Annotated in this window: 21 protein-coding genes and 1 tRNA gene; 11 read left to right on the top strand and 11 right to left on the bottom strand. The window is 58.1% G+C overall.

The genetic code is table 11. The features are described 5' to 3' along the window. Window positions 1-17 precede the first annotated feature (17 nt). Together Q0650_RS01650 and Q0650_RS01645 are read right to left on the bottom strand one after the other, a co-directional pair. Window positions 18-1,004 carry an ornithine cyclodeaminase family protein gene (locus tag Q0650_RS01650; RefSeq protein WP_298815218.1) on the bottom strand — a complete coding sequence of 329 codons (987 nt, stop codon included), beginning with the start codon at window positions 1,002-1,004 and terminating at the stop codon, window positions 18-20. Window positions 1,005-1,123: 119 nt separating this feature from the next. Continuing rightward, window positions 1,124-2,296 (bottom strand): 30S ribosomal protein S1, encoded by a 1,173-nt coding sequence (locus Q0650_RS01645; RefSeq protein WP_298815215.1) that lies wholly within the window; start codon window positions 2,294-2,296, stop codon window positions 1,124-1,126. A gap of 327 nt (window positions 2,297-2,623) precedes the next feature. Between Q0650_RS01645 and Q0650_RS01640 the strand changes: the two genes are divergently transcribed. Then, entirely contained in the window at window positions 2,624-3,535 is a 912-nt protein-coding gene (locus tag Q0650_RS01640) for a metalloenzyme (protein WP_298815213.1), read from the top strand. A 78-nt stretch (window positions 3,536-3,613) separates the two neighbouring features. Then, the gene (locus Q0650_RS01635) at window positions 3,614-4,090 is read left to right on the top strand and encodes a low molecular weight protein-tyrosine-phosphatase (protein ID WP_298815210.1); all 477 of its coding nucleotides are present in this window, start codon (window positions 3,614-3,616) and stop codon (window positions 4,088-4,090) included. 60 nt (window positions 4,091-4,150) lie between these two features. Here the strand turns inward: Q0650_RS01635 and Q0650_RS01630 are convergent, their stop codons facing one another. Then, a complete protein-coding gene (locus Q0650_RS01630; RefSeq protein ID WP_298815207.1) occupies window positions 4,151-4,960 on the bottom strand; it encodes a 16S rRNA methyltransferase in 810 nt (269 codons plus the stop codon). Further along, window positions 4,884-6,059: a tRNA guanosine(34) transglycosylase Tgt gene (locus Q0650_RS01625; protein ID WP_298815204.1), complete on the bottom strand. Its 1,176-nt coding sequence runs from the start codon at window positions 6,057-6,059 to the stop codon at window positions 4,884-4,886. Before Q0650_RS01625 ends, Q0650_RS01630 begins: the two co-directional genes overlap by 77 nt. Before the next feature lie 218 nt (window positions 6,060-6,277). Between Q0650_RS01625 and Q0650_RS01620 the strand changes: the two genes are divergently transcribed. The 3 genes from Q0650_RS01620 to Q0650_RS01610 all read left to right on the top strand — a co-directional run bounded on the left by Q0650_RS01620 (window position 6,278) and on the right by Q0650_RS01610 (window position 8,452). Continuing rightward, window positions 6,278-6,523, top strand: a complete 246-nt coding sequence (locus tag Q0650_RS01620; RefSeq protein ID WP_298815201.1) for a type II toxin-antitoxin system Phd/YefM family antitoxin — start codon at window positions 6,278-6,280, stop codon at window positions 6,521-6,523. 348 nt (window positions 6,524-6,871) lie between these two features. After that, a tRNA-Asn gene (locus Q0650_RS01615) sits at window positions 6,872-6,946 on the top strand. An 84-nt stretch (window positions 6,947-7,030) separates the two neighbouring features. Further along, window positions 7,031-8,452 carry an aminotransferase class V-fold PLP-dependent enzyme gene (locus Q0650_RS01610; RefSeq protein WP_298815198.1) on the top strand — a complete coding sequence of 474 codons (1,422 nt, stop codon included), beginning with the start codon at window positions 7,031-7,033 and terminating at the stop codon, window positions 8,450-8,452. A gap of 52 nt (window positions 8,453-8,504) precedes the next feature. Here Q0650_RS01610 and Q0650_RS01605 read toward each other — a convergent pair whose 3' ends face one another. The 5 genes from Q0650_RS01605 to Q0650_RS01585 all read right to left on the bottom strand — a co-directional run bounded on the left by Q0650_RS01605 (window position 8,505) and on the right by Q0650_RS01585 (window position 12,727). Further along, window positions 8,505-8,996, bottom strand: a complete 492-nt coding sequence (locus tag Q0650_RS01605) for a hypothetical protein (protein WP_298815195.1) — start codon at window positions 8,994-8,996, stop codon at window positions 8,505-8,507. 179 nt (window positions 8,997-9,175) lie between these two features. Then, window positions 9,176-10,588 carry a dihydrolipoyl dehydrogenase gene (gene lpdA / locus Q0650_RS01600; protein WP_298815192.1) on the bottom strand — a complete coding sequence of 471 codons (1,413 nt, stop codon included), beginning with the start codon at window positions 10,586-10,588 and terminating at the stop codon, window positions 9,176-9,178. 122 nt (window positions 10,589-10,710) lie between these two features. After that, window positions 10,711-11,631, bottom strand: coding sequence for a lipoyl synthase (gene lipA, locus Q0650_RS01595; protein ID WP_298815189.1), 921 nt, complete (start codon window positions 11,629-11,631; stop codon window positions 10,711-10,713). A gap of 85 nt (window positions 11,632-11,716) precedes the next feature. Then, window positions 11,717-12,385 carry a lipoyl(octanoyl) transferase LipB gene (gene lipB / locus Q0650_RS01590; RefSeq protein ID WP_298815293.1) on the bottom strand — a complete coding sequence of 223 codons (669 nt, stop codon included), beginning with the start codon at window positions 12,383-12,385 and terminating at the stop codon, window positions 11,717-11,719. Between the two features lie 207 nt (window positions 12,386-12,592). Beyond that, window positions 12,593-12,727 (bottom strand): hypothetical protein, encoded by a 135-nt coding sequence (locus tag Q0650_RS01585; protein WP_298815188.1) that lies wholly within the window; start codon window positions 12,725-12,727, stop codon window positions 12,593-12,595. Between Q0650_RS01585 and Q0650_RS01580 the strand changes: the two genes are divergently transcribed. From Q0650_RS01580 to Q0650_RS01555, 6 genes are all read left to right on the top strand, one after another. Continuing rightward, window positions 12,726-13,217: a sortase gene (locus Q0650_RS01580; RefSeq protein WP_298815187.1), complete on the top strand. Its 492-nt coding sequence runs from the start codon at window positions 12,726-12,728 to the stop codon at window positions 13,215-13,217. The genes Q0650_RS01585 and Q0650_RS01580 overlap by 2 nt on opposite strands. 352 nt (window positions 13,218-13,569) lie before the next feature. After that, entirely contained in the window at window positions 13,570-14,568 is a 999-nt protein-coding gene (locus Q0650_RS01575) for a TIGR03557 family F420-dependent LLM class oxidoreductase (protein WP_298815185.1), read from the top strand. Then, window positions 14,550-16,514, top strand: coding sequence for an acetyl-CoA carboxylase biotin carboxylase subunit (locus Q0650_RS01570; RefSeq protein WP_298815181.1), 1,965 nt, complete (start codon window positions 14,550-14,552; stop codon window positions 16,512-16,514). Before Q0650_RS01575 ends, Q0650_RS01570 begins: the two co-directional genes overlap by 19 nt. Before the next feature lie 31 nt (window positions 16,515-16,545). Further along, on the top strand, window positions 16,546-16,917 hold the full coding sequence (locus tag Q0650_RS01565) for a hypothetical protein (RefSeq protein WP_298815178.1): 372 nt from the start codon (window positions 16,546-16,548) through the stop codon (window positions 16,915-16,917). A gap of 10 nt (window positions 16,918-16,927) precedes the next feature. Next, complete coding sequence (locus Q0650_RS01560; protein WP_298815176.1) at window positions 16,928-18,262, top strand: VWA domain-containing protein; 1,335 nt, start codon at window positions 16,928-16,930, stop codon at window positions 18,260-18,262. Between the two features lie 125 nt (window positions 18,263-18,387). After that, the gene (locus tag Q0650_RS01555; protein ID WP_367280785.1) at window positions 18,388-18,840 is read left to right on the top strand and encodes a peptidylprolyl isomerase; all 453 of its coding nucleotides are present in this window, start codon (window positions 18,388-18,390) and stop codon (window positions 18,838-18,840) included. 72 nt (window positions 18,841-18,912) lie between these two features. Here the strand turns inward: Q0650_RS01555 and Q0650_RS01550 are convergent, their stop codons facing one another. Both Q0650_RS01550 and Q0650_RS01545 read right to left on the bottom strand, forming a co-directional pair. After that, the gene (locus tag Q0650_RS01550) at window positions 18,913-19,995 is read right to left on the bottom strand and encodes an aminopeptidase P family protein (RefSeq protein WP_298815171.1); all 1,083 of its coding nucleotides are present in this window, start codon (window positions 19,993-19,995) and stop codon (window positions 18,913-18,915) included. Between the two features lie 400 nt (window positions 19,996-20,395). After that, complete coding sequence (locus tag Q0650_RS01545; RefSeq protein WP_298815169.1) at window positions 20,396-21,076, bottom strand: hypothetical protein; 681 nt, start codon at window positions 21,074-21,076, stop codon at window positions 20,396-20,398. Between the last annotated feature and the right edge of the window lie 161 nt (window positions 21,077-21,237).

Below are 21,237 nucleotides of genomic sequence, written 5' to 3'. Positions count from 1 at the left end.
TCGACTGATGACAAAACTCAGAGTGTAACTTCCGCGCCGAGACCTGCTTCAGTTGCCCGCTGTAAGACCAGCGCAGCGACAGCCAGATCTTGCGCGGCATTGCCAACCGACTTGAAAAGGGTAATCTCATCATTGGTGGCGCGACCAGGCACAGCGCCATTGACCAGCTCACCCAGCTCACCGGCAATGTGCTGTTCATCGATGAGACCGGCAGCGCGAGCCTGGATCAGATCGCCAGCTTCGGCCCAGGCAGCGTGGCGTTGATCGACGAAGACCCGGCTCTGCGCCACCAGGGCCGGCGGAATCTCTGCCATATCAGGCCGATAAGCGCCAATGGCATTGATATGCGTTCCTGGCCGCACCAGTTCGGCGGCGAAGAGAGGGGTAGGGCTGCTCGTGGCCGTGCATACCACATCGGCTTCGGCCAGCGGCACAGTCGGATCGGTAGCAATGCGAATATCGCCGCGAAACCCTTCACTGCGCACCTGCGCGGCCAGCAGAGCGGCCCGGTCGCGAGTGCGATTTACGATCCAGAGATTATTAATCGTTGGTCGCGCTACCAGCACAGCCTGAATCTGTGGCAACGCCTGCGCGCCGGCGCCGAACACAACCAGCACGCGCGCATCGGCGCGGGCCAGCAACCGGGTAGCCACACCAGAAGCGGCGCCGGTGCGTAATGCAGTGAGATACGTCCCATCAAGCACAGCCAGCGGTCGCCCGCTGGTCGGATCAAACAATGTCACCAGGGCGTAGATGGTTGGTTCGGCGCGATAGATATTTTGGGGGAAGACTGAGACGGTTTTCAGACCGAGAGCCGGTGTCTCACCGCCGAGACGACCAGGCATAAAGAAGGTTGTCGCCTGATAGATTGGGGTTGCAATCGCGGTGCGAAGGGGAATATCAGCTTCACCACGCGATAGCATGCCAAACGCCTGCGCAACCGCATCAATTGCTGCGGCCATCGGCGCGGCCTGCCTGACATCAGCCGCTGAAAGAAACCGCATGCCCACCTCCTCGTTAGCCTGCAACTGCCATGCCATTCCTATCATACGACAAAACCGGCACGGAAAGCGATCCATGCCGGTTCAGAAGATGCAGAAGAAGGCCGAACATTCGCAGGCAATTACGCTTGTGCAGGCTGATCGACCTCGGTTTCAGCGACAGGAGCAGACGGCTCGTTATCGTTCATCCGGCGCAACGACAAGCCCATGCGCTGGCGTTGCCGATCGAGGCTAATGACACGCGCTGTCACAATCTGACCAGGCTGCAAAACATCGCGCGGCTGCGCCTGTGGGTCAGCATCAAGTTCACTGGCGTGGATCAAGCCCTCAACCGCCTCTTCCACCTGCACGAAGGCGCCGAATGGAGTGACATTCGTTACCGGGCCGGTCACCAGTTGGCCAAGTGTGTAGCGCTGATCGATCGTTTCCCAGGGATTGTTCTGCAACTGGCGGATGGAAAGGCCGATCCGCTCGCGCTCGCGGTCAATCTCAACCACCACCACCTTGACTTCCTGGCCGGGTTGGAGCACTTCACGCGGATGATTAACCCGCTGCCAGCTCAGTTCGGAAATGTGAGCCAGCCCATCGGCGCCACCCAAATCGATGAATGCGCCGAAGTTGGTAAGCTGATTCACGCGACCAACCAGAACATCGCCCGGCTGCAACTCAGTAAGCAAGCGCTGCTTCTGCGCCTTGCGCCACTCTTGGGTGGCTGCCCGCTCTGAGAGCACCAGTCGATTGCGCTCGCGATCAACCTCAATCACTTTGAGCGGAATCTCCTGATTTACCATCTTTTGCAAGGCCTGCTGCCGCTCATCAGCAGCGGTGCGCCCGTGCAATTGCGCCACCTGCGACGCCGGCACAAAGCCGCGAATGCGGTTGAACTGCACCAGCAAACCGCCTTTGTTGAAGCCGATCACCTTGCAGCGGGTGATGCCGCCATCGTGGAAGAGCTGTTCGGCAACTTCCCAGTCCTTCGCCACCTGCACCATCGTAAGCGAGAGGATCAGGTCACCATCGCGGTTCTCCGGCTCTTGCACGTAAACCTGAACCGTATCGCCAACCTTCAGCGAATTGATAAAATTCTCGCCCATTTGGCGCAAATCGTTAGCCGGAATGATACCTTCCCGCTTAGTGCCAATCGAGACCAGAACCCCGCTCTCTTCGATGTGCATGATTAGACCTTCACGCAATTCACCACGCTGGGGGCGGGCATAATCATACTCATCGAGCAATTGGGTCCAATCCAGATCTTCCTCATTCTGCCGGGTCACAGGGTCGGGCTGGACAGACATGCTACAAAGCCTCCTCAAAAGAGATTTCGTTTCGTTTCAGCTTCCGCTGCGGCGCCGGAAAGAACTTTTGCAAGCGCCCAATAACACCTCTTAAATGCGCATAACCCACGCTGCAAACAGGATGCCGCGTCAGCGCGAGCCACCAGCTCCGCCTGATAGCAAGTGCTCCTGGGCCGTCGTAACCGTTTCAGTCTGTGGAGTGCGACCGTCGCGGAAAGCGAAACGTGTTTTACAATGCTGGCAATTATAGGCGATGATGATGAACCTGTCAACATTTTCACAAGCTAGATAACAGGTATTTGCCCGATAACGAAGAGCAGTTGCTGTATGACGTTGATATTTGTCTTTCTCGATGGTATTGGCTTAGCGCCGGCTACCCGTACCAATCCGCTGGCCCATACGCCGATGCCAGCGGTACAGTCGCTATTAGGCGGGCCGCTGACTAGCGAGCAGATCGGCTATCGCGACGAGTTGCTTCTGGCGTCGCTTGATACATGCCTCGGCGTAGAGGGGTTGCCGCAAAGTGGCACCAACCACGTGGCGCTGCTGGCTGGCGTTAATGCGCCGGCTTTGCACGGACGCCACCAGCCTCACTTCCCACCGGTGGCGTTGCGTCCACTGCTGGCCGAACAGTCGATCTTTCGGCGAGCGCAGTTGCAAGGAAAACGGGTTGCCTTCGCGAATGTCTTCACCGAAGGCTATTGGCAGGCGCTGGCAACGCGACGGTTACGGCGCTCGGCGAGCGTGATTGCGGCTGAAGGCGCCGGTCTCCGCTTGCGCGATCTGCACGATCTGCGCGTCGGGCAAGCGCTGAGCTGGGATATTACCGGCGAGGGTCTGTCCGCGCGCGATCCGGCTGCGGCAACTATTCCGCCGATCACGCCCCAACTGGCGGGCGAACGACTGGCACGTATGGCGGCTGACTACGATCTGGTCTTCTTTGAAAGTTTTTTGCCCGATCTTGCCGGCCATGGCCGCCTCGGACCAACCGGCGCAGGCATAGCGCTTTCCCGCATCGATGGTTTGCTTGCCGGCTGGTTGAGCGCGCGCCGTCCCGGTGACAGCTTGCTGATTACGTCAGATCATGGCAATATCGAACAGGCGGACACAACCGGTCATACGACGGCGCCGGCGCCGCTGCTGGTGATCGGGCCGCTGGCCGCTCAGTTTCGTCACTTGCGCCGGATCGATCAGGTAGCTGATGCCGTTATCGCTGCATTGGCCAGAGAGCAGGGCTGAAGATCAAATCCGCTGCAACGGTTCACACAAATCATCGTGGCATCGATAGCAAGGCTTACACACGAACTAGAGGAAGGTATGCAACGTAACATTCGCGTGCTCTTTGTCTGTATGGGAAATATCTGTCGTTCGCCAATGGCGGAAGCAGTCTTTCGCCATCTGGTCAACCAGGCTGGTCTCAGCGAGCGGTTCGAGATCGACTCAGCCGGCACTGGCGGCTGGCACGTCGGCGAACCGCCACATTGGGGAACGCAGCGCGTGCTGGCAAGCCGCAATATCTCGACTGCCGGCATGCAGGCGCGGCAGGTACGCGCTACCGACATTGACCGGTTCGATTACATTCTGGTAATGGATCGCGAAAACCTGGCCGATCTGAGCCGATTCCACCCTAAAGCCCGCGAACGGGCAAAGTTGTTGCTCAGCTTTGCGCCAGAATTGGGTGTCGATGAAGTGCCCGATCCCTACTACAATGGACGCTTCGATGAGGTGTACCATCTCATCGAGACGGCCTGCCGCAATTTACTGGCTTACATTCGTCAGCGCGAGGGGATATAGTGGCGGAATGATGGAGCATGGCGCCGACATTTGCGCAACCGTTACGGCGCACCTGAACCATCAAACGTTGCGATCAATCACAAACACCAGCTCATTCGGCAATTCAATGACTTGCGGCGACCAGCCTTCAGCGGCGGCGAGCGCAGTCATATAGCCGCGATAAGTTGTCGCCATACCGACATTTCGCCCACCCAGACTGCGGGTTGGAAATGAAACGATCAGGCGCGGCGCCTGAATTGCGCGAAGCAGATCGGCGCCAGCGCCACGGCGTTGTTGTTCGAGCAAGGGCACAACCTTGAGCGCCAGCGCAACATCGGCGACCACCGGCGGCAGACTGGCGGTCAGATCGCAAATACCGGCCTCACCATGAACGCCTAACAAGGGGATTGCCGCATTGAGAAACGCGCAGAGCGCTGTGTCAATGTCGCAAGCGATGTAGCAGGCGTGGGGCGGCAAATTCATCCATGGGATCGCCAGTGGGTTGAGGCCACAGCCAAGATCGAGCACGCGCTGCGGCGGCTGCGCGCCAAAACAGGCCGGATAAAGGTCAGTCAGCGCAGGCAACCGTTCGCGAGTCGAGGCATGTTCGGCCATCAGGCGACGACAGACCGCTGCGCGCGCTGCCATATCTGGCGCTTGCCGCAATTGTTCAAGCCACTGCGAGTAGGGTAGCGCGCGCCCGTCATACGCCCCGATCATCTGGTGCAACGCCGTCTTGGTAGCCTTTACGGCTGCTTTCAACGACGGATACCGTTGCAACGCCTCACGCCCTACTCGCTCGATCAGGCGCGGATCAATCGAACGATAGCGGGCGCTCGCCTGCACGATTGCCATCAGTTCGGCCAGCTTTGTCTCGCGTGGAGTGGTCATGCAGCGTCTCCCGTTCACGGCGGATGAGATCCATCACCCGCGCCATGAAGTGCAGATTGTGGATAGTTGCCAGCCGCAACGCTAATGTCTCACCAAGCTTGTGCAGGTGATGCAGATAACCCAGGCTATAGTGACGACAGGTGAAGCAGGTACAACCGGGTGAAATTGTGGTGTCGGCTTTGATGTGTTTGCGATCAGGCAGATAGACATAGGTAAACCAGTCACCGGCTAACTGAAACCCGGGCCGTTGCGGATCGGCAGTAAAGGCCAGCAATCTGCCCTGCCGGGCATCACGGGTTGGCAGGGCGCTATCGAAAATGTCATAGCCCATCCGGGCGCAGGTCACTACGCTAACCGGATGACCGACGCCAAGCGCATGCATGGGGAAGCGGGCCGGGATCTGCGCGCGAGTAAAGGCCAGAATCTCGCTCAACAACTGGCCCTGATCGTCAAGCGGCCATCCCCCGAAACCGAAGCCATCGAAGCCGATCTCAAGCAGGGCTGCGGCGCACTCGGCGCGCAGCGTCAGATCGCCCCCACCTTGCACAACCGCAAAGAGGAGCGGCGGTTGCGTGAAACGTTTCTGGCGTTCCAATTGCCGATCAAACTCATCGCGGCACCGTCGCGCCCATCGGATCGTTCGCTCAACCGAGCGACGTTGCTCTGTCGGCGAGTCGGTCACATGGGTGCAATCATCGAGACAGATGACAATATCAGCGCCATAACTCAACTGCAATTGAATGCTCTTTTCAGGGGTCAATTGAAAGCGACGTTCCGCCCCTTCCGGCTGAAAAGTCAGACCCTGGTCGGAAATACGCCCCTGTTTTGGATTATTGCGAATCAGAGAGTAAGCCTGAAATCCACCGCTATCGGTGACAATTGGCCCATTCCAGGCTGCCATGCGATGCAACCCGCCGAGGACTGCAATCGTCGAACTACCAGGACGCTGCATCAGGTGAAAGACGTTCATCACCAGTGCAGTAATCCCGGCTTCGGCCAGATCGCGGCTATCGACCGAGCGCACAGCGCCAAATGTTGCATCAGGCAAAAAAACCGGCAAGATCAGTTGGCCATGATTGAGCGTTAATGAATTGACCATATTCCCCAACAAATATGCTAAGCTTGAGAGTTGAAACTTGTTATATAATGCGCTATACTATCACAGAGGCATATTACATCTGATACCTGTTTAATTCGGTTTGCTCTGCCCTGCATGCAGTGTTTGTAGATATATATTATTTTTCGGCATTGGCATGACCGAACGTAAACAGGGCATCAAAGGCAAAAAGATTTCTCAGTGACAGAATGGAGTGTTCAATGTCCGACATCACCAAAAACTTGCTTAATGTCGATCTTCGCCAGGGCGTTGTGCCCATCTCGAAGGCGGCATCATCGCTTGCGGCGCTAATCAAGCGCTCACAAGCCACTCATCAACCGATTGTAGTGACACAAAAGGGTTACCCGGCGGGAGTGCTGCTCGATGTCGAGCTGTTTACGGCTCTGCGCGAGCTGGCGGAACGCTATGAAGCCGAGCATAACGGCAAGAGCGATAGCGTAAAGTAAGTTATTACCGGTATCTTACCATACGAGTGTGCAGTCGCAAGCAGACGCGACTGCACATTTGTTATGCGCGACGATATAGATGTTGCTCCAGGCTGTTGCGACGCTGTTTGTCAGAAGATTGCCCACCTGTACACCGTTACCGGCGGCAAGCCCCGACTGCCAGATCATTTCCAGCAAGCGATTCGTATGTGATTCAGAGACACCTTCAACCCCTTCTAGCACTTTTCTAACAAGCCTGTCAATCCGGCTTTTATGGCTTCAGATCAACGCAAAACCATCTTTCAACCTTCCTTTAACACCCCACTTGCACGTTTTGGCAACCTGTGCTATACTCTCAGCCGAAATCAATCCCCAATAGCTCAACGGTAGAGCAGCTGACTGTTAATCAGCGGGTTCCTGGTTCGAATCCAGGTTGGGGAGCCAACAGGGGCTGAGCATTGCTCAGCCCCTCATCGTTTTTTGTCTGCTATCATGCAAAAAATTCTGCTAGCGTGATGGAGCAACTCTATGCATCCCGATGAGTTTCGTCGTCTCGGCTACCGAGTCGTTGATCTGATTGCTGAGTATCGAGCTTCGATTGCCGACCGACCGGTCTGGTCACAGGCACAACCTGGCGAGGTGCGCAGTCAGTTCCCGGCCACGCCGCCAGAACAACCTGAACCTCCAGACGCAATTCTGGCCGATGTCGAACGGATCATCATGCCTGCGCTGTCGAACTGGCAGCATCCGCGCTTCTTTGGCTATTTCCCGGCGAACGCCAGTCTGGCCTCGCTGTTGGGTGATATGCTGAGCGGTGGTCTCGGTCAACTCGGCCTGAACTGGCAGGCCAGTCCACCGCTCACCGAACTCGAAGAACTGACAACCGATTGGATGCGCCAACTACTGGGTCTGAGCGCGGTATGGCGCGGTGTCATTCAAGATACAGCCAGCACCAGCACGCTGGTGGCCTTGCTTTGCGCCCGCGAACGGGCCAGTGACCATAGCCAGACCCGCGGTGGAATGCAGGCGCTCCCGCGACCACTGATTGTCTACACTTCAGCGCAAAGCCATAGCTCGGTTGAAAAAGCCGCGTTGCTGGCCGGCTTTGGCCGCGATAACCTGCGCCTGCTCCCGGTTGATGAAACTTTTGCATTGCGCGTCGATGCGCTTGAAGCGGCGATTGCCGCCGACCGGGCCGCCGGAAATGTGCCGTGCGCGGTGGTTGCCAGCATTGGCGCCACCGCTACAACCGCATGCGACCCGCTTGAGCCGATTGGCGCGATCTGCCAGCGCGAGGGAGTCTGGCTGCATGTTGATGCAGCAATGGCCGGTTCAGCCATGATCTTGCCGGAGTGTCGATACCTCTGGCAGGGAATCGAACAGGCCGATAGTCTGGTGCTCAATCCGCATAAATGGCTGGGCGCAGCCTTCGACTGCTCGCTCTACTACGCGCGCGATCCGCAACACCTTATCAGGGTTATGTCAACCAATCCCAGCTATCTGCAAACCAGCGCCGATGGCGCCGTGACCAATTACCGCGACTGGGGCATTCCTCTCGGACGACGCTTCCGCGCGCTCAAGCTCTATTTTCTCTTGCGCTGTGAAGGCGCTGAAGGGTTGCGCGCCCGCTTGCGACGCGATCTGGCCAATGCGCGCTGGCTGGCGGCGCAGATCGATGCCGCGCCAGACTGGCGCCGTCTGGCCCCGACCCCGCTGCAAACGGTGTGCGTCCGCCATGAGCCTGCCGGACTGACCGGTGAAGAGCTGGATCGTCATACACTGCGCTGGGTGGGAGCGATTAACGCCAGCGGCGCTGCCTACCTGACTCCGGCAATCCTTGAGGGACGCTGGATGGCGCGGATCAGCATTGGCGCCGAACCAACTGAGCATGCCGATGTAGCGGCATTGTGGGAGTTGATGCAGCACACAGCCCGCCAGATGATCGGTTGAGGTCGAACCACTTCAATCCCACGACCGGCGATGAATGCCGGTCGTGGCCGCGTTACAACCCAACGCGATCCTTCCACCCACTCAGATCGTAGACGGCCAGCGCATTGACAAAGATCTGGACAGTTCTGTTGTCGGCAGTGGTGACCGAAACGAAGTAGGGAACACCCTGCTCGACCCAGGCCATGGTGATCAAGTCGGGATCGGTTATCATCACTCCCTGCGCGCCGCGCAGGAGCGTAGCTTTCACTCGATCGCTGCCGGCGACCGGTTGATGCTGTTCCCATACCGGACGAGCCGGGTTGCCACCCGCGATAGTGATGGTGGTTGTGGCGCCACGGGGACGGAGCGTGACCTGAAAACCCTGATCGTCGGCAAAGGGGGCCGGATCGGGGAGCACTTCGTAGCTCTCAGTCAGCGAAGGCGGGAGCAGATATTGCACGTTGATGCGTTCACCGGCAGGGGCGAGGGTTGGTTCAGGGATGAACGAGCGACCGGCGCAGCCGGTAAGCACGAGCAAGGTGATAAGCAGAAAGATCTGACGCATAGGATTGTGGAACTCTCGTAAAGATGGTCGGGTGAGCGGTGAGGTCTTTCCGGTTCTTTAGCACAATGCAACGAGCTGGAATGAACGTCTGTTCATCCCATCATACGACCCATGACCAGGGCTTCACGCACTCTTACAGTGGGCGGGGGCGCGATCGTTTGCGCCCCCGCTTCGCGCCATCAGAGATGGATCGGCGCGCCATGCACGAGCGCGTGCGCCGCTTCACCGATCGCTTCATAGAGTGTCGGGTGAGCATGGATCGTCTGCATCATACTCTCGCCAGTTGCTTCGTGGCTCAACGCAATCCCACCCTCGGCGATCATCTCGGTCACCCGTGGGCCGATCATGTGAACACCCAGAATCTCGTCGTACTGAGCATCAGCCACCAGCTTGACGAACCCGAAGCGGGTTTGCCCCAGCACACGGGCCTTGCCATTAGCCGAGAAGGGGAACTTACCGACCTTCACCTGGTAGCCGCGTTCGCGCGCCTTAGCTTCGGTAAGGCCAACGCTGGCGATTTCAGGGTTGCAGTAGGTGCAGGCAGCAATCTTGCCGTAGTCGATCGGCGTGACGTGATGGCCGGCAATGTGTTCGACCGCCAGGATTCCCTCAGCGCTGGCTTTGTGTGCCAGCCACGGCGTGTTGGCAGTGCAGTCGCCAATTGCGTAGACACCCTCGGCGCTGGTGCGCAGGAAACCATCGGTCTCGATAAAACCGCGGTTGTTAACCTTGACTCCAGCTTCTTCCAGACCGATATTGTCGGTATTGGGCGCGATGCCGATTGAAACCAGCAACTTCTCAACGGCGATCTGATGCGGTTTACCGGCACTATCAACAACGGTAACCACTACCTTCTCGCCACCAATATCGACACCTTCTACCTTCGCCCCGGCCAGAGTCTTAATGCCACGACGCTGAAACGCTTTCGCAAGTTCTGCGCTTACTTCCTCGTCTTCGTTGGGCACAATCCGCGGCAATGCTTCCACAATCGTCACTTCGCTGCCAAACGAGCGGAACATCGAGGCAAACTCGACCCCAATCGCGCCAGCGCCAATCGCCAGCAGACTGGTCGGCACCTGTTTCAGGTAGAGCATATCGGTAGAGGAGAGCACGCGCTCGCCATCGAACGGCACGCCGGGGAAGGGGCGCGGACGGCCACCGGTAGCGACAATGATCTGTTTGGCGGTCAGCACACGCTCGCCGCCTTCGTTCAACTGAACATGCACCTGCCCGCGTCCAGCCAGACGACCACGCCCGGCCACCACTTCGATCTTATTCTTCTTCATCAAGAAGGCGACACCGTCAGTGCTCTGCTTGACGACGGTATCTTTGTGCTTCATTGCCCCAGCTAGATCGAACGCAACTTGCTCGACCGTAATCCCGAATCGTTTTGCCTCTTTGACCTCTTCGAGCAGGTCGGCACTGTGGAGGAGAGCTTTGGTAGGGATACAGCCGATATTTAGACAGACACCACCCAGCGCATTGACTTCTACAACCGCTACTTTCATTCCCAGTTGCGCAGCGCGAATAGCGGCAACATAACCGCCCGGCCCTGAACCGAGAATGACAAGGTCATACACTTGCTCGCTCACGGAACAATCCTTTCATTTCCTGTACAGGCGGCAAGCGATCCAAATGTGCTTACCAGCCTTACAACACCAACGAAATGATAGGCAACGGCGCAGGGGGATGTCAACCACCTGCGCCGGAACGACTAATGTTGGGCTGCGCCAACGTGCAGATGCGCGTTGTAGCTCGACCGCACAAGCGGCCCGCTCTCAACGTGGCGGAAGCCGCGCGCCAGCGCATAAGCCCGAAACCCGGCAAATTCAGCCGGCGTCACGTAGCGATGGACAGGCCAGTAACTGGCGTCGGGCGCGAGGTATTGCCCAATGGTCAACACATTGACATCAACCGCGCGCAAACGGTCGATGACTTCGTATATCTCATCGTTCGTCTCACCGGCCCCGACCATCATCCCGCTTTTAGTGACCAGATGTGGTTTCGCCGCGCGGGCGCGCGCCAGCAATTCGATGCTCTGCTCGAACTTCGCTCGTGGACGGAAACGGCGGAACAGGCGCGGCACCGTCTCGATGTTGTGGTTCAGCACATCTGGCTCAGCCGCCAGCACCGTCGCCAGCGCGTCCCAGTTGCCGTCGAAGTCGGGAATGAGCACCTCAACCTTGCAATCGGGAACCTTCTGCCGGATCAGCTCGATGGTGCGGGCAAAGATATGAGCGCCGCCATCGGGCACATCATCGCGATTGACCGAGGTAAGAACGGCGAACTTGAGTTTCAGATGAGCGACCGACTCGGCAACTCGCTCTGGCTCGTGTTCGTCGATTGGTTTCGGCTTACCCTTGCCGATTGCGCAATAGCGACAGCCGCGGGTACAAATATCACCAAGCAACAAAAACGTTGCCGTGCGATGATTCCAGCACTCGCCGATGTTGGGACAACGAGCCTCTTCACAGACTGTGTTGAGGTTCTTCTCGCGCATCAGGCGCAGCACATCGTGATAATTAACGCCACCCGGCGCGCGAGCCTTCAACCATTCGGGCCGCCGGGGCCGATTGGTTGCGGCAGGCGCACTATTTGCGACACCTACATCGCTCAGCGGAATTAGTTCTGCCATTGGCGTTCTCGCATTCCAGTTATCACCTGTGAAGGCGATAAACGATCATTCAATTGATAATGATATTGTACCGCATGATACGCTCTTATCGTACCGGGGTTGCCACCACCTGCAACGCAAACACGGCGCATATCTGCTCGATCAGTCGCCCGGCAACCTCGGCCAACGGCGGCGCATAGCCAAGCTCGGCAGCCAGCGAGGTAACACCGCGATCGCTAATCCCACAGGGAACGATCAGCTCAAAGCCGCTCAGATCAGGATCGACGTTCAATGCCAGGCCGTGGGTAGTAACGCCGCTCGCGCTCAATTTGACGCCGATAGCGCAAATTTTGGCTGCGCCGCCGCGCACCCACACCCCGGTCAGACCGGGTACCCGCTCTCCACTGATGCCGTAGCCGGCCAGCACTTGAATGACGCTCTCTTCCAATCCGCGCACATAGCGACCGACATCGCTGCCATGTTGCGAAAGTTTGAAAATCGGGTAGGCGACGAGCTGACCGGGCGCGTGATAGGTCACTTCGCCGCCGCGATCACTCTGCACAACGGCAATACCACGCGCAGCCAGTTCTGCCGGCGAAGCCAGGACGTGATCGGGTCGGGCTTTATTGCCAAGAGTAATTGTCGGTGGATGCTCGACCAGCAGCAACGTGTCGCCGATCTGGCCACTCGAACGAGCGCGGGCAAACTCGCGTTGTTTATCCCATGCAGCAGTATATTCCATGTAGCCAAGATGGTAGATTGTTAGCGCGCGCATAAGCTTCGGCAATGGCATCATTTTTTCTTTACGTTAGTATAGCCCATAATCGACAAACGCGAGTTGTGGTAGGCTACCAATAGAATTCTGACGATGCGACGAGGTATGGGCAATGCGTTTGCTTTTGATGATCACGTGTCTTCTGCTCAGTGCATGCGGAGCTACCACGGCAAACCCGCTTTCCACACCAGCGCAATCACCGCCTGCTCAAACCGCAACCCCAACTGTTACGCCAGTATCGGAACCACCCCCCACCGCAACACCCTCGGTCACAGCCACGCTCGCGCCTGCCGCCTCGGCCACTGTCAGCCCTACTGCCACCCCGACGGCATTACCAACCATGACACCCATTCCCCCACCCACAGCCACCTCGCCGGCAACCGGCGACCAGACACCGGTGCGGCTGGTGATTCCGGCGATCAATCTCGACCGTAAGCTATATCCGGTAGGGCTTGACCAGAACAATGTACCGGTAGTGCTCGATCACGACGTGGGCTGGTACATCTACAGCGCCAAACCAGGAGAGGGTGAAAACATCGTGCTGTGGGGGCATGTCCTGCGTTTCCGCAAAGCGCCTCACATTCCCGCGCCCTTTGCGCTTGTCGACCGGCTTGCAATCGGGAGCGAAATCTTGCTCTACAGCGCCGATGGCGCCGTTTTTCGCTACGTAGTTGCGCGCAAAGAACGGGTAACGCCCGATCAGGTAGAGTACATCCTTCCTACCGGTGACGAACGTTTGACTCTGGTATCATGCATAGGTGATCGGGTGATTGTGGAAGGCAACGTCGAGCTTACGCACCGTCTGATTACGATTGCCGTGCCGGCGCCATAGGCAGGGTGAGATCAGCAACCGCCTGTCAGCGCGCGCCACAGACAAAGGCACGGCGCTGTGGCGCTCTGTCGTCTCCGAACCGCTGCGCGCCACCGCAGGAACGCAACGATCTGGGAATGAGGCGAACTCGCTCTCGCGGTCGGCACTGGCCGACCATGCCCACTCTTTTCATCCCGCGTCTCAGCAACCACACAAAACTGAAGCACTCTGCTTGCGGGCAGGGATCAGGAGATTTGCGGCAGGTGTTCCGCAACGCGACAACGACACCGGGAAAGGCATTCATGACAAACAAACCTGACACCGTGGTATACTATGCCGTAGACCTCATCTGTAGCTATGAAGGGTAGATCGCGTGGCAACGATTGGCCTATCAGCAGCACTGGAGCAGTTCCACCCAAACGAATTACTCGAACATTGCCGGCTGGCCGAACAGTACGGATTTCGCGGTGTGATGGCCGCTGATCACTTTCAGCCCTGGGTTCCTGCGCAGGGGCACAATGCCTTTGTCTATAGCTGGATGGGAGCTTTAGGTGTTGTGACCGGCCACCGCTTCGGCCCAGGGGTAACCTGTCCATCGTTCCGCACCCATCCGGCGGTGATTGCGCAAGCAGCAGCAACGTTGGGCGCAATGTTTCCAGGTCGCTTCTGGTTGGGATTAGGGAGCGGTGAGTTGCTTAATGAAAATGTGGTCGCTAGCGTCTGGCCAGAACCGCTCACACGTTTCGAGATGCTGCAAGAAGCAACTGAAATTATTCAGAAATTGCTGAGCGGCAAAGAGACCCGTTATCGAGGACGCTATTTTCAGATGAATAAAGTGCGGCTATGGACGCTGCCCGAACAGCCGGTACCGATCTACATTGCCGCCACCGGCCCCCAGACGCTGCGCTGGGCTGGACGCACTTGCGATGGCTTGATCACGCCGGGCGCGGCTCCCGACAAGCTGCGCCGGATTCTGGCCGACTTTGCAGCCGGCGCGCGCGAAGCGGGGAAGGATCCTGCCCAGATGCCGAAACTGCTTCAATTGCACGTTTCATGGGCGACAACTGACGAAGAAGCGCTTCAGAATGCGCTCGATCAGTGGCCCAACGGCGGTATGAACTTCCCCAAACAAGACATTCGATCGCCGGAAGATTTTGCCGCAATGGCCCGACTGGTGCGCCCGGAAGATTTTCGTGGTCGCGTGCTGATCTCGTCCGATCTCGAACAGCATCGCGTCCATCTCCAGCAGTTTATTGACCTCGGTTTTGATGAAATTTATGTCCACAATGTCGGTCGCAATCAGGTAGAGTGGATCAAGGCCTACGGTGAAGTAGTCTTGCCGAAACTACGCCCATGTTCAAACGCATCCTGATCGCCAACCGTGGCGAAATTGCTGCGCGAATCATTCGCGCCTGCCGTGAGCTAGGAATTAGCCCGGTCGTTGTTTATTCAGAGGCTGATGCGAAAGCGTTACACGTGCGGATGGCCGATGAAGCGGTTTTGATTGGGCCACCGGCTGCCACGCAGAGTTATCTGCGCGCTGAAGCCATTGTCGAGGCGGCCTTGCAATTGAATGCGCAGGCCATTCATCCGGGCTATGGGTTCCTCAGCGAGAGTGTGAAACTTGCCGAACAGTGCGCTGCCGCCGGAGTCACTTTCATCGGTCCGCCACCTGCGGCAATTGCCGCTATGGGTGGCAAAGCCGAAGCGCGCGCGTTGGCCCAGGCTGCCGGCGTGCCGGTTGTGCCGGGATACGATGGCGATGATCAGAGCGATGAACGACTGCTGGCCGAGGCGCGCCGGATTGGTCCTCCCCTGCTGATCAAAGCTAGCGCTGGTGGCGGTGGGAAGGGTATGCGTTCAGTCGGGGATCTGGCCGACGTTCCGGCAGCCCTGGAAGGCGCCCGCCGCGAAGCCCGCGCCGCTTTTGGCGATGACCGGTTGATTATCGAACGGCTGGTGCTGCGGCCACGCCACGTTGAAATTCAGGTGCTGGCCGACCGTTACGGCAACGTGGTTCATCTCGGGGAGCGTGATTGTTCGATCCAGCGTCGTCACCAAAAAGTGGTTGAAGAAGCGCCATCTCCGGCGCTCACCCCGGCGCTGCGCGAGGCGATGGGACGGGCCGCTGTTTCTGTGGCGCGCGCTGCCGGTTATGTCAATGCCGGCACAGTTGAATTTATCCTTACTCCTGATGGTGAATTCTATTTTCTTGAAATGAACACGCGGCTCCAGGTCGAACACCCGGTGACCGAGCTGGTGTGCGGTTACGATCTGGTGCATCTCCAGATTGCCATTGCTGCCGGTGAGCCGCTGCCTTTCCACCAGGAAGAGATTACTGCGCGCGGTCATGCGATTGAGGTTCGGCTTTACGCCGAGGATCCGCGCGCGTTTTTGCCGGCGGCGGGCAAGGTATTGCTGTTCGTGCCACCGCAGGGTCCAGGCGTGCGGGTTGATGCCGGCTTAAGCAGTGGCGATGAAGTGACAGTACATTACGATCCAATGATTGCCAAAATCATTGTTGCCGGCGCTAACCGTCAACAGGCCGTAACCCGATTGCGGCGCGCGTTGCGCGAGATGGTGGTGCTTGGACCAACAACCAACCTGCCCCTCTTGCAGGCGATAGCCGAACATCCGGCGTTTACCGATGGTGCCACTCATACCGGCTTCCTCGCCGAGCACGAGGGGATCGTGCCGCCACCTGGCCCACCGCCGCGTGAAGTACTGATTGCAGCAGCCATCTTGAGCGTTACTACCGATCCTCCACCCCGTGATCCGCTGGCAACGGTCTGGCGGCTAGGAGGTGATGCTATTCCCTTGACCTTCAATGCGCGCGGTGAACATCGACTGCGAGTGATACCGCAAACTGAGGGATGGCGGGTAGCCGGTGACAAATGGAGCGTGTCGGTGAAACTCATTCATCGCGGTGATTACGAGCTGGCGCTGATGCTCGATAACCAATGCTGCCAGTTCTTCTTCGCCAGGGCCGATGATGGCTGGCTGATCGCCTGGCGTGGTGAATCGCATCATCTGCGCCGACCGGCGCCCCTCACTGCCGATAGCGTTACCCACGCTGTCGATCAGCATGCGGCCAGCTTTAATGCGCCGATGCCAGGCACAATTGTGCGGCTGCATGTCGCAGTCGGCGAGCAGGTGCGCGAAGGTCAGCCCCTGCTGGTGCTGGAAGCGATGAAGATGGAACACACTGTCGTTGCTCCGTATCCGGGAGTTGTGCGCCGATTGCCGTACTCAACCGGCGCAAGTGTCGCTGCCGGAGCGCAATTGGTCGAGATTGAGCCTCTCGCGGTAACCGAATAGCTGAGTAACCTTTTGGCAACGAGAAATCCGTATGACAGCACCACAACAACCTGCACAGCGTAGCCAACCACCTGCCCAGGCGCAGAGCAAACCACCCGTAAAACGTCGCCGATCTGGTTGCACACTCTGGCTGTTTGTTTTGGTTATGCTGACAATCAGCTTGCTCGGTCTCGGTTTTCTTCAACCGTTGCGGCTGGCAATCGCGCAAGAGTATATCATTGGCATTACCCGCGGCGGCATCCGCGAGACGGTACAGACCACCAGTGTTGATTCGTGCATTCGCGTAGCCGGCTCAAACGAGTTGCAATCGGTAACCCGCACCCGTCGGGTCACAACGTACAACAACGGCGCTGTACTGGAATTGATCTTCAGCGATCCACCCTTGCCGGCAGACTGTCGCTAAAGGGATTGATATGACGTTACAGGTGCGCTGTACCCCTCAACCGGTCGCGTTGCCTGTGCTGTCACAGCCGCAGGTAGCGTATGTCCATTTGACGATTGCGGCTGGCGCCGGCAGTCATCTGCCATTGCGCCTGGCAATCGTAGCCGATGCCAGTCGTTCAATGCGGATCCCGATCGTTGATGAGCAGCAGTTTCGCGAGCTGGCCCGCATTGGCGGGGCGCATGAAGTGCTGGTTGATGGTGTTCCGGTCTGGCAACTCGCGACACCGCTCACGGCAGAGAGCCGCGCTCAATATCCCAGCCCACTCGATTACACAACCCGCGCTCTTCACAGTCTGATCGAGCGACTCGATAATGCCGATCACCTGGCCCTGATCGCGTGTGCTAGTGATGCTATCGCGCTGACTCCGGCCATTGCTGGCAACCGACGCACTGAACTGATTGCAGCCCTCAGCCGCCTTCACAGCCTGCGCCTTGGTGAAACGACCAATCTGGCACAGGGTCTTCAGCTTGCGCTGGCCCAATTTATCGATAGCGGTGAAGAAGCGGTACGGCGCATTGTCCTCCTTACCGACGGGTTTACCACCGATCCGGTGCTTTGTGTAAGTCTGGCCCGTGAAGCCGCTGCGCACGGTATCACGATCAGCACAATCGGTCTTGGCAGCGCATTTGAAGAGGCACTCCTGACCCAACTGGCCGATCTCAGCGGCGGTCGGGCCAGTTTCGCGCGCGACGCCAGTGAAATACCAGCAGCAATAGCCGCCGAACTCGATACCGCTCGCCGCGCCACAACCCAATCGATAACCGTTCAGCTATTCCTGCCACAAACGGTAACACTTCGGCGCGTGACCCGACTAACGCCAGCGTTAACAGTGCTCGAACCGATCAGCGCCGAGCGCGGGCGACGGGTGACGCTCTACCTCGGCGAGCTACAGCGTGGAGAAGAAGTGCGCCTCCTCTGTGAATTTTTGGTGTCTCCGGGCGCTGCCAATAGCCAGCGCCGGCTAGCGCAGATGCATATCACTGATGGCACAGATCTGATCCAGCATGACATTATCGGTCAGTACACCAACGATGCAGTCAATCCACCGCCATCACTGATCCCAACCATCACGCGGGCAATCATCGCCCGACTCCATCACCGCGCTACCGTTGCCCGCCAGCGAGGTGATCTGGCAGCCGCCGGCCACGCGCTTACCCAACTTGCCGGCTATCTGCGCGCAGTGGGCGAAGGTGAACTTGCTCGACTCGCGCTGAGCGAGGCAGCATCACTCCAGCAAAACCCGCATCCTTCGTTTGGAGCTAAAGAACTCTCCTACGCTACCCGGCGATTGGGCACCGAATAACGCGAACCGGCTCCCATTCCCTGCGCGTCAATTCATACACTTTGCTATAATCCAGGTGAAGCTTTGACAACCGCACCAGATCAAGGAGAAGGGCAGTGGCGAAACAGTGGAATAGCCCGCCAGCAATGGCTATCGACACGAGCAAAACTTATCGCGTCACGATGGAGACGACGAAGGGGACAATCGAGATCGATCTCTACCCACAGCATGCTCCGCTGACCGTTAACAACTTCGTCTTTCTGACTCGTGAAGGGTTCTACGATGGTCTGACCTTCCACCGCGTCATCAAGGACTTTGTGATCCAGGGTGGCGATCCGACTGGGCGAGGCAGCGGCGGCCCTGGCTACCGTTTTCGCGATGAGGTCATGGGCAACCCGCTGAAACACGAGGCTGGCGTTATCTCGATGGCTAATGCCGGCCCCAACACGAATGGCAGCCAGTTCTTTATTACGCACACGCCTCAACCCCATCTCGATGGTCGCCATACTGTATTCGGCAAGGTTGTGGCGGGCATGGATGTCGTCTACGCCATCCAGCAGGGTGACAAGATGACTAAGGTGACGGTGCGCGAATTGTAAGGTGATATACGGCTAAATCTTTTCGCAGTAAGGGCACGTTTTGTAGCCGTGCCCTTGCTGCTTGTTGCACTATCACTTCGCCGCGCGCGACAGCACTTCACACCCGTCAGCGGTAATCAAAACCAGATCTTCAATCCGCGCGCCGCCCCATTCCGGCAAATAAATGCCCGGCTCAACTGATGTGACCATACCGGCCTGCAACGGCGGCGCGGGTGGCGCATCGGGCGCAGTGATCCGCAACCAGGGCGCTTCATGGACGACCAGTCCGACCCCATGGCCAAGGCTATGCGCAATCCCACGGGCATAGCCAGCTTCTTCGATCTGCCGGCGCGCAATCAGATCGGCTTCCGACCAGGGCAGACCGGGGCGCAGAGCGCATATTGCCGCTTGTTGCGCTGCCAGGGTTGCCGCGTAGACGGCGCGGAAGGTATCGTCGGATTGACCAAGCACAATTGTCCGGGTCAGATCGGCGTGATAGCCATCAAACCGGGCACCCATATCGATAATGATGGGCTGCCCCTCTCCCAATCGATCGTCACCCGGCGCGTGGTGTGGACGAGCGCTGTTGCGACCGGCGGCAACGATGATCGGAAACGATGCCCCCTCCGCTCCCAGATCGTGCAAAGCCACTTCAAATCGCCACGCCGCTTCACGTTCGGTCATATCGGGAGAAAGCACCGGCAAGACTGCGGCAAATGCGGCATCGGTGATGGACGCTGCCCGGCGCAACCGTTCAATCTCATCAGCATCTTTTATAATCCGCAAATCTTCAACGAGATTCTCAGTTGCGACCAGCTCAACCGCTGCTCCCAACGCTTTGGCAAACTGCCGATACTCGGCCACCGTCATTGCCGCCGCTTCAAAACCCAGGCTGGTCACCCCTAACTCAACCGTAAGTTCGGCGACCAGCTTCGGCAGTGGCAACGCTGCTGACTGCACTTCGCGGAGAGTAAAATCTGGCGCCTCAGCGGCGGCGCGCACCGTGTAACGAGCGTCAGTTAACAAGAAAGCCGCCTCAGAAGTAATCAACAAAGCGCCGGCGCTACCGGTGAAACCGCTAATGTACCGGCGACTGGTTGGCGCCGTCAACAGGATCGCCGGTAACGCGCGCGCTGCCATAGCAGCGCGCAGCCGCTGCAATCGGGCATTCATCATTGATGTCCTTTCAGTATGCATAGCTATTCAATTCGCTTCCGTATGCTACCACAACCTGACCGCTGCCCTATGACACAGCGCCAGCCACTCCTGGCGGAGTATGTTAGCCTGAGCGTGACGATCATCTTTCCTGCGCGCAGACCGATCAAACAACTTTTGCGGTTCACAAATTCAACCAGGTGATAGAGGATTGGAACTGTCAATCTGGCGCGGTTGACAGATCGGGAAATACGCTTCTGAGCGAGACAGCTCCCGGCCAGATCTGGCGCGCGGTGAAACTGACATCGCATCGTGATACGGCCAGCCCGGCCTGGTTGGATGACATCAACGCTGACCCTTCATGCCACTCACGCCTCAGGCAAGACGAGAAGATCTCTCGATCATAGCAACCCGCTCGCGCCTACGGCAGTGGCGTCAGCAGCAACGACTCCAGGCGCCCTTGTCGCCAGCGACCGATAACTTCAACATAGCCAAATTGAATCGAGCCGCTGGTGCGCAAATGCGCCAGCGCTGCCGGATCTGGTTCACCAAAGCTCACCTTGATCTGGCGCGCGCTGGCTGCCGGCACGCCACCGGGACCAATCTCCTCGACCAGCAGATGAGTATCACCATTGGTCAGCAAAGCGGCTCGCACCTGCACTATCTGGCTCTCGTACCGATCGGTCGCCAACAAGGTCGCCAAATCGACTATTGCCGGCGCAAATGGGCTGAGACGAGGGGATGCAAGCGCGCGCGACCATAACCCATCCGGCCCGTACTGACCTTCAGGGAGCCAGTCACCCTGCGCAACTACCAATCCATACTGTACTCCGGCTACCTTGACCAGACTCAAATCGGTCGGCAGCTCAAGATCACCCAACCAGACTTGCCGATCAAGTGGATCAAGTGGCGCCGGCGGATCGCGCGCAATGCTGAGACTGTTGACCAGTCGCGCCCCGCGTTCGTCGCGGTAGAGAAAGGCTATTACCCGCTGATCTCCACGCGGTGATGTAACTACCAGATCGGCAGGCAACGGCAATGGCGTCGCTGCTGCGCACGCCGTCAATCCAACCAGTGTTATACCAATAAGAAAAACGAACAAATGTTTGCTCATCACGTCTTTTATTCTACCACAAGCGGGCTTCATGCCGTTCAGAAGCTGCCATGACAGCCGTAAGACAGGCTCATGATAGGTTTTGACAGTCATTTTCAACTGTTCTCAGCAGTGATCGTGGTATCGTAGTAGGCGGAAGAGAAGAATCT

The sequence above is a fragment of the uncultured Chloroflexus sp. genome, from assembly GCF_937129525.1.
In the GTDB taxonomy this organism is placed as follows: domain Bacteria; phylum Chloroflexota; class Chloroflexia; order Chloroflexales; family Chloroflexaceae; genus Chloroflexus.
This window is presented reverse-complemented; position numbering and strand designations above follow the sequence as displayed.

Coding starts and splice junctions, on each gene's coding strand:
- Q0650_RS01555 (WP_367280785.1), top strand. CDS start 18,388: ATGGCTATCGACACGAGCAAAACTTATCGCGTCACGATGGAGACGACG.
- Q0650_RS01635 (WP_298815210.1), top strand. CDS start 3,614: ATGCAACGTAACATTCGCGTGCTCTTTGTCTGTATGGGAAATATCTGT.
- Q0650_RS01605 (WP_298815195.1), bottom strand. CDS start 8,996: ATGCGTCAGATCTTTCTGCTTATCACCTTGCTCGTGCTTACCGGCTGC.
- Q0650_RS01550 (WP_298815171.1), bottom strand. CDS start 19,995: ATGATGAATGCCCGATTGCAGCGGCTGCGCGCTGCTATGGCAGCGCGC.
- Q0650_RS01565 (WP_298815178.1), top strand. CDS start 16,546: ATGACAGCACCACAACAACCTGCACAGCGTAGCCAACCACCTGCCCAG.
- Q0650_RS01640 (WP_298815213.1), top strand. CDS start 2,624: ATGACGTTGATATTTGTCTTTCTCGATGGTATTGGCTTAGCGCCGGCT.
- Q0650_RS01610 (WP_298815198.1), top strand. CDS start 7,031: ATGCATCCCGATGAGTTTCGTCGTCTCGGCTACCGAGTCGTTGATCTG.
- Q0650_RS01580 (WP_298815187.1), top strand. CDS start 12,726: ATGACACCCATTCCCCCACCCACAGCCACCTCGCCGGCAACCGGCGAC.
- Q0650_RS01645 (WP_298815215.1), bottom strand. CDS start 2,296: ATGTCTGTCCAGCCCGACCCTGTGACCCGGCAGAATGAGGAAGATCTG.
- lipA (WP_298815189.1), bottom strand. CDS start 11,631: ATGGCAGAACTAATTCCGCTGAGCGATGTAGGTGTCGCAAATAGTGCG.
- Q0650_RS01560 (WP_298815176.1), top strand. CDS start 16,928: ATGACGTTACAGGTGCGCTGTACCCCTCAACCGGTCGCGTTGCCTGTG.
- Q0650_RS01620 (WP_298815201.1), top strand. CDS start 6,278: ATGTCCGACATCACCAAAAACTTGCTTAATGTCGATCTTCGCCAGGGC.
- Q0650_RS01570 (WP_298815181.1), top strand. CDS start 14,550: ATGTTCAAACGCATCCTGATCGCCAACCGTGGCGAAATTGCTGCGCGA.
- Q0650_RS01630 (WP_298815207.1), bottom strand. CDS start 4,960: ATGACCACTCCACGCGAGACAAAGCTGGCCGAACTGATGGCAATCGTG.
- Q0650_RS01650 (WP_298815218.1), bottom strand. CDS start 1,004: ATGCGGTTTCTTTCAGCGGCTGATGTCAGGCAGGCCGCGCCGATGGCC.
- lipB (WP_298815293.1), bottom strand. CDS start 12,385: ATGCGCGCGCTAACAATCTACCATCTTGGCTACATGGAATATACTGCT.
- Q0650_RS01625 (WP_298815204.1), bottom strand. CDS start 6,059: ATGGTCAATTCATTAACGCTCAATCATGGCCAACTGATCTTGCCGGTT.
- Q0650_RS01585 (WP_298815188.1), bottom strand. CDS start 12,727: ATGGTTGGTAATGCCGTCGGGGTGGCAGTAGGGCTGACAGTGGCCGAG.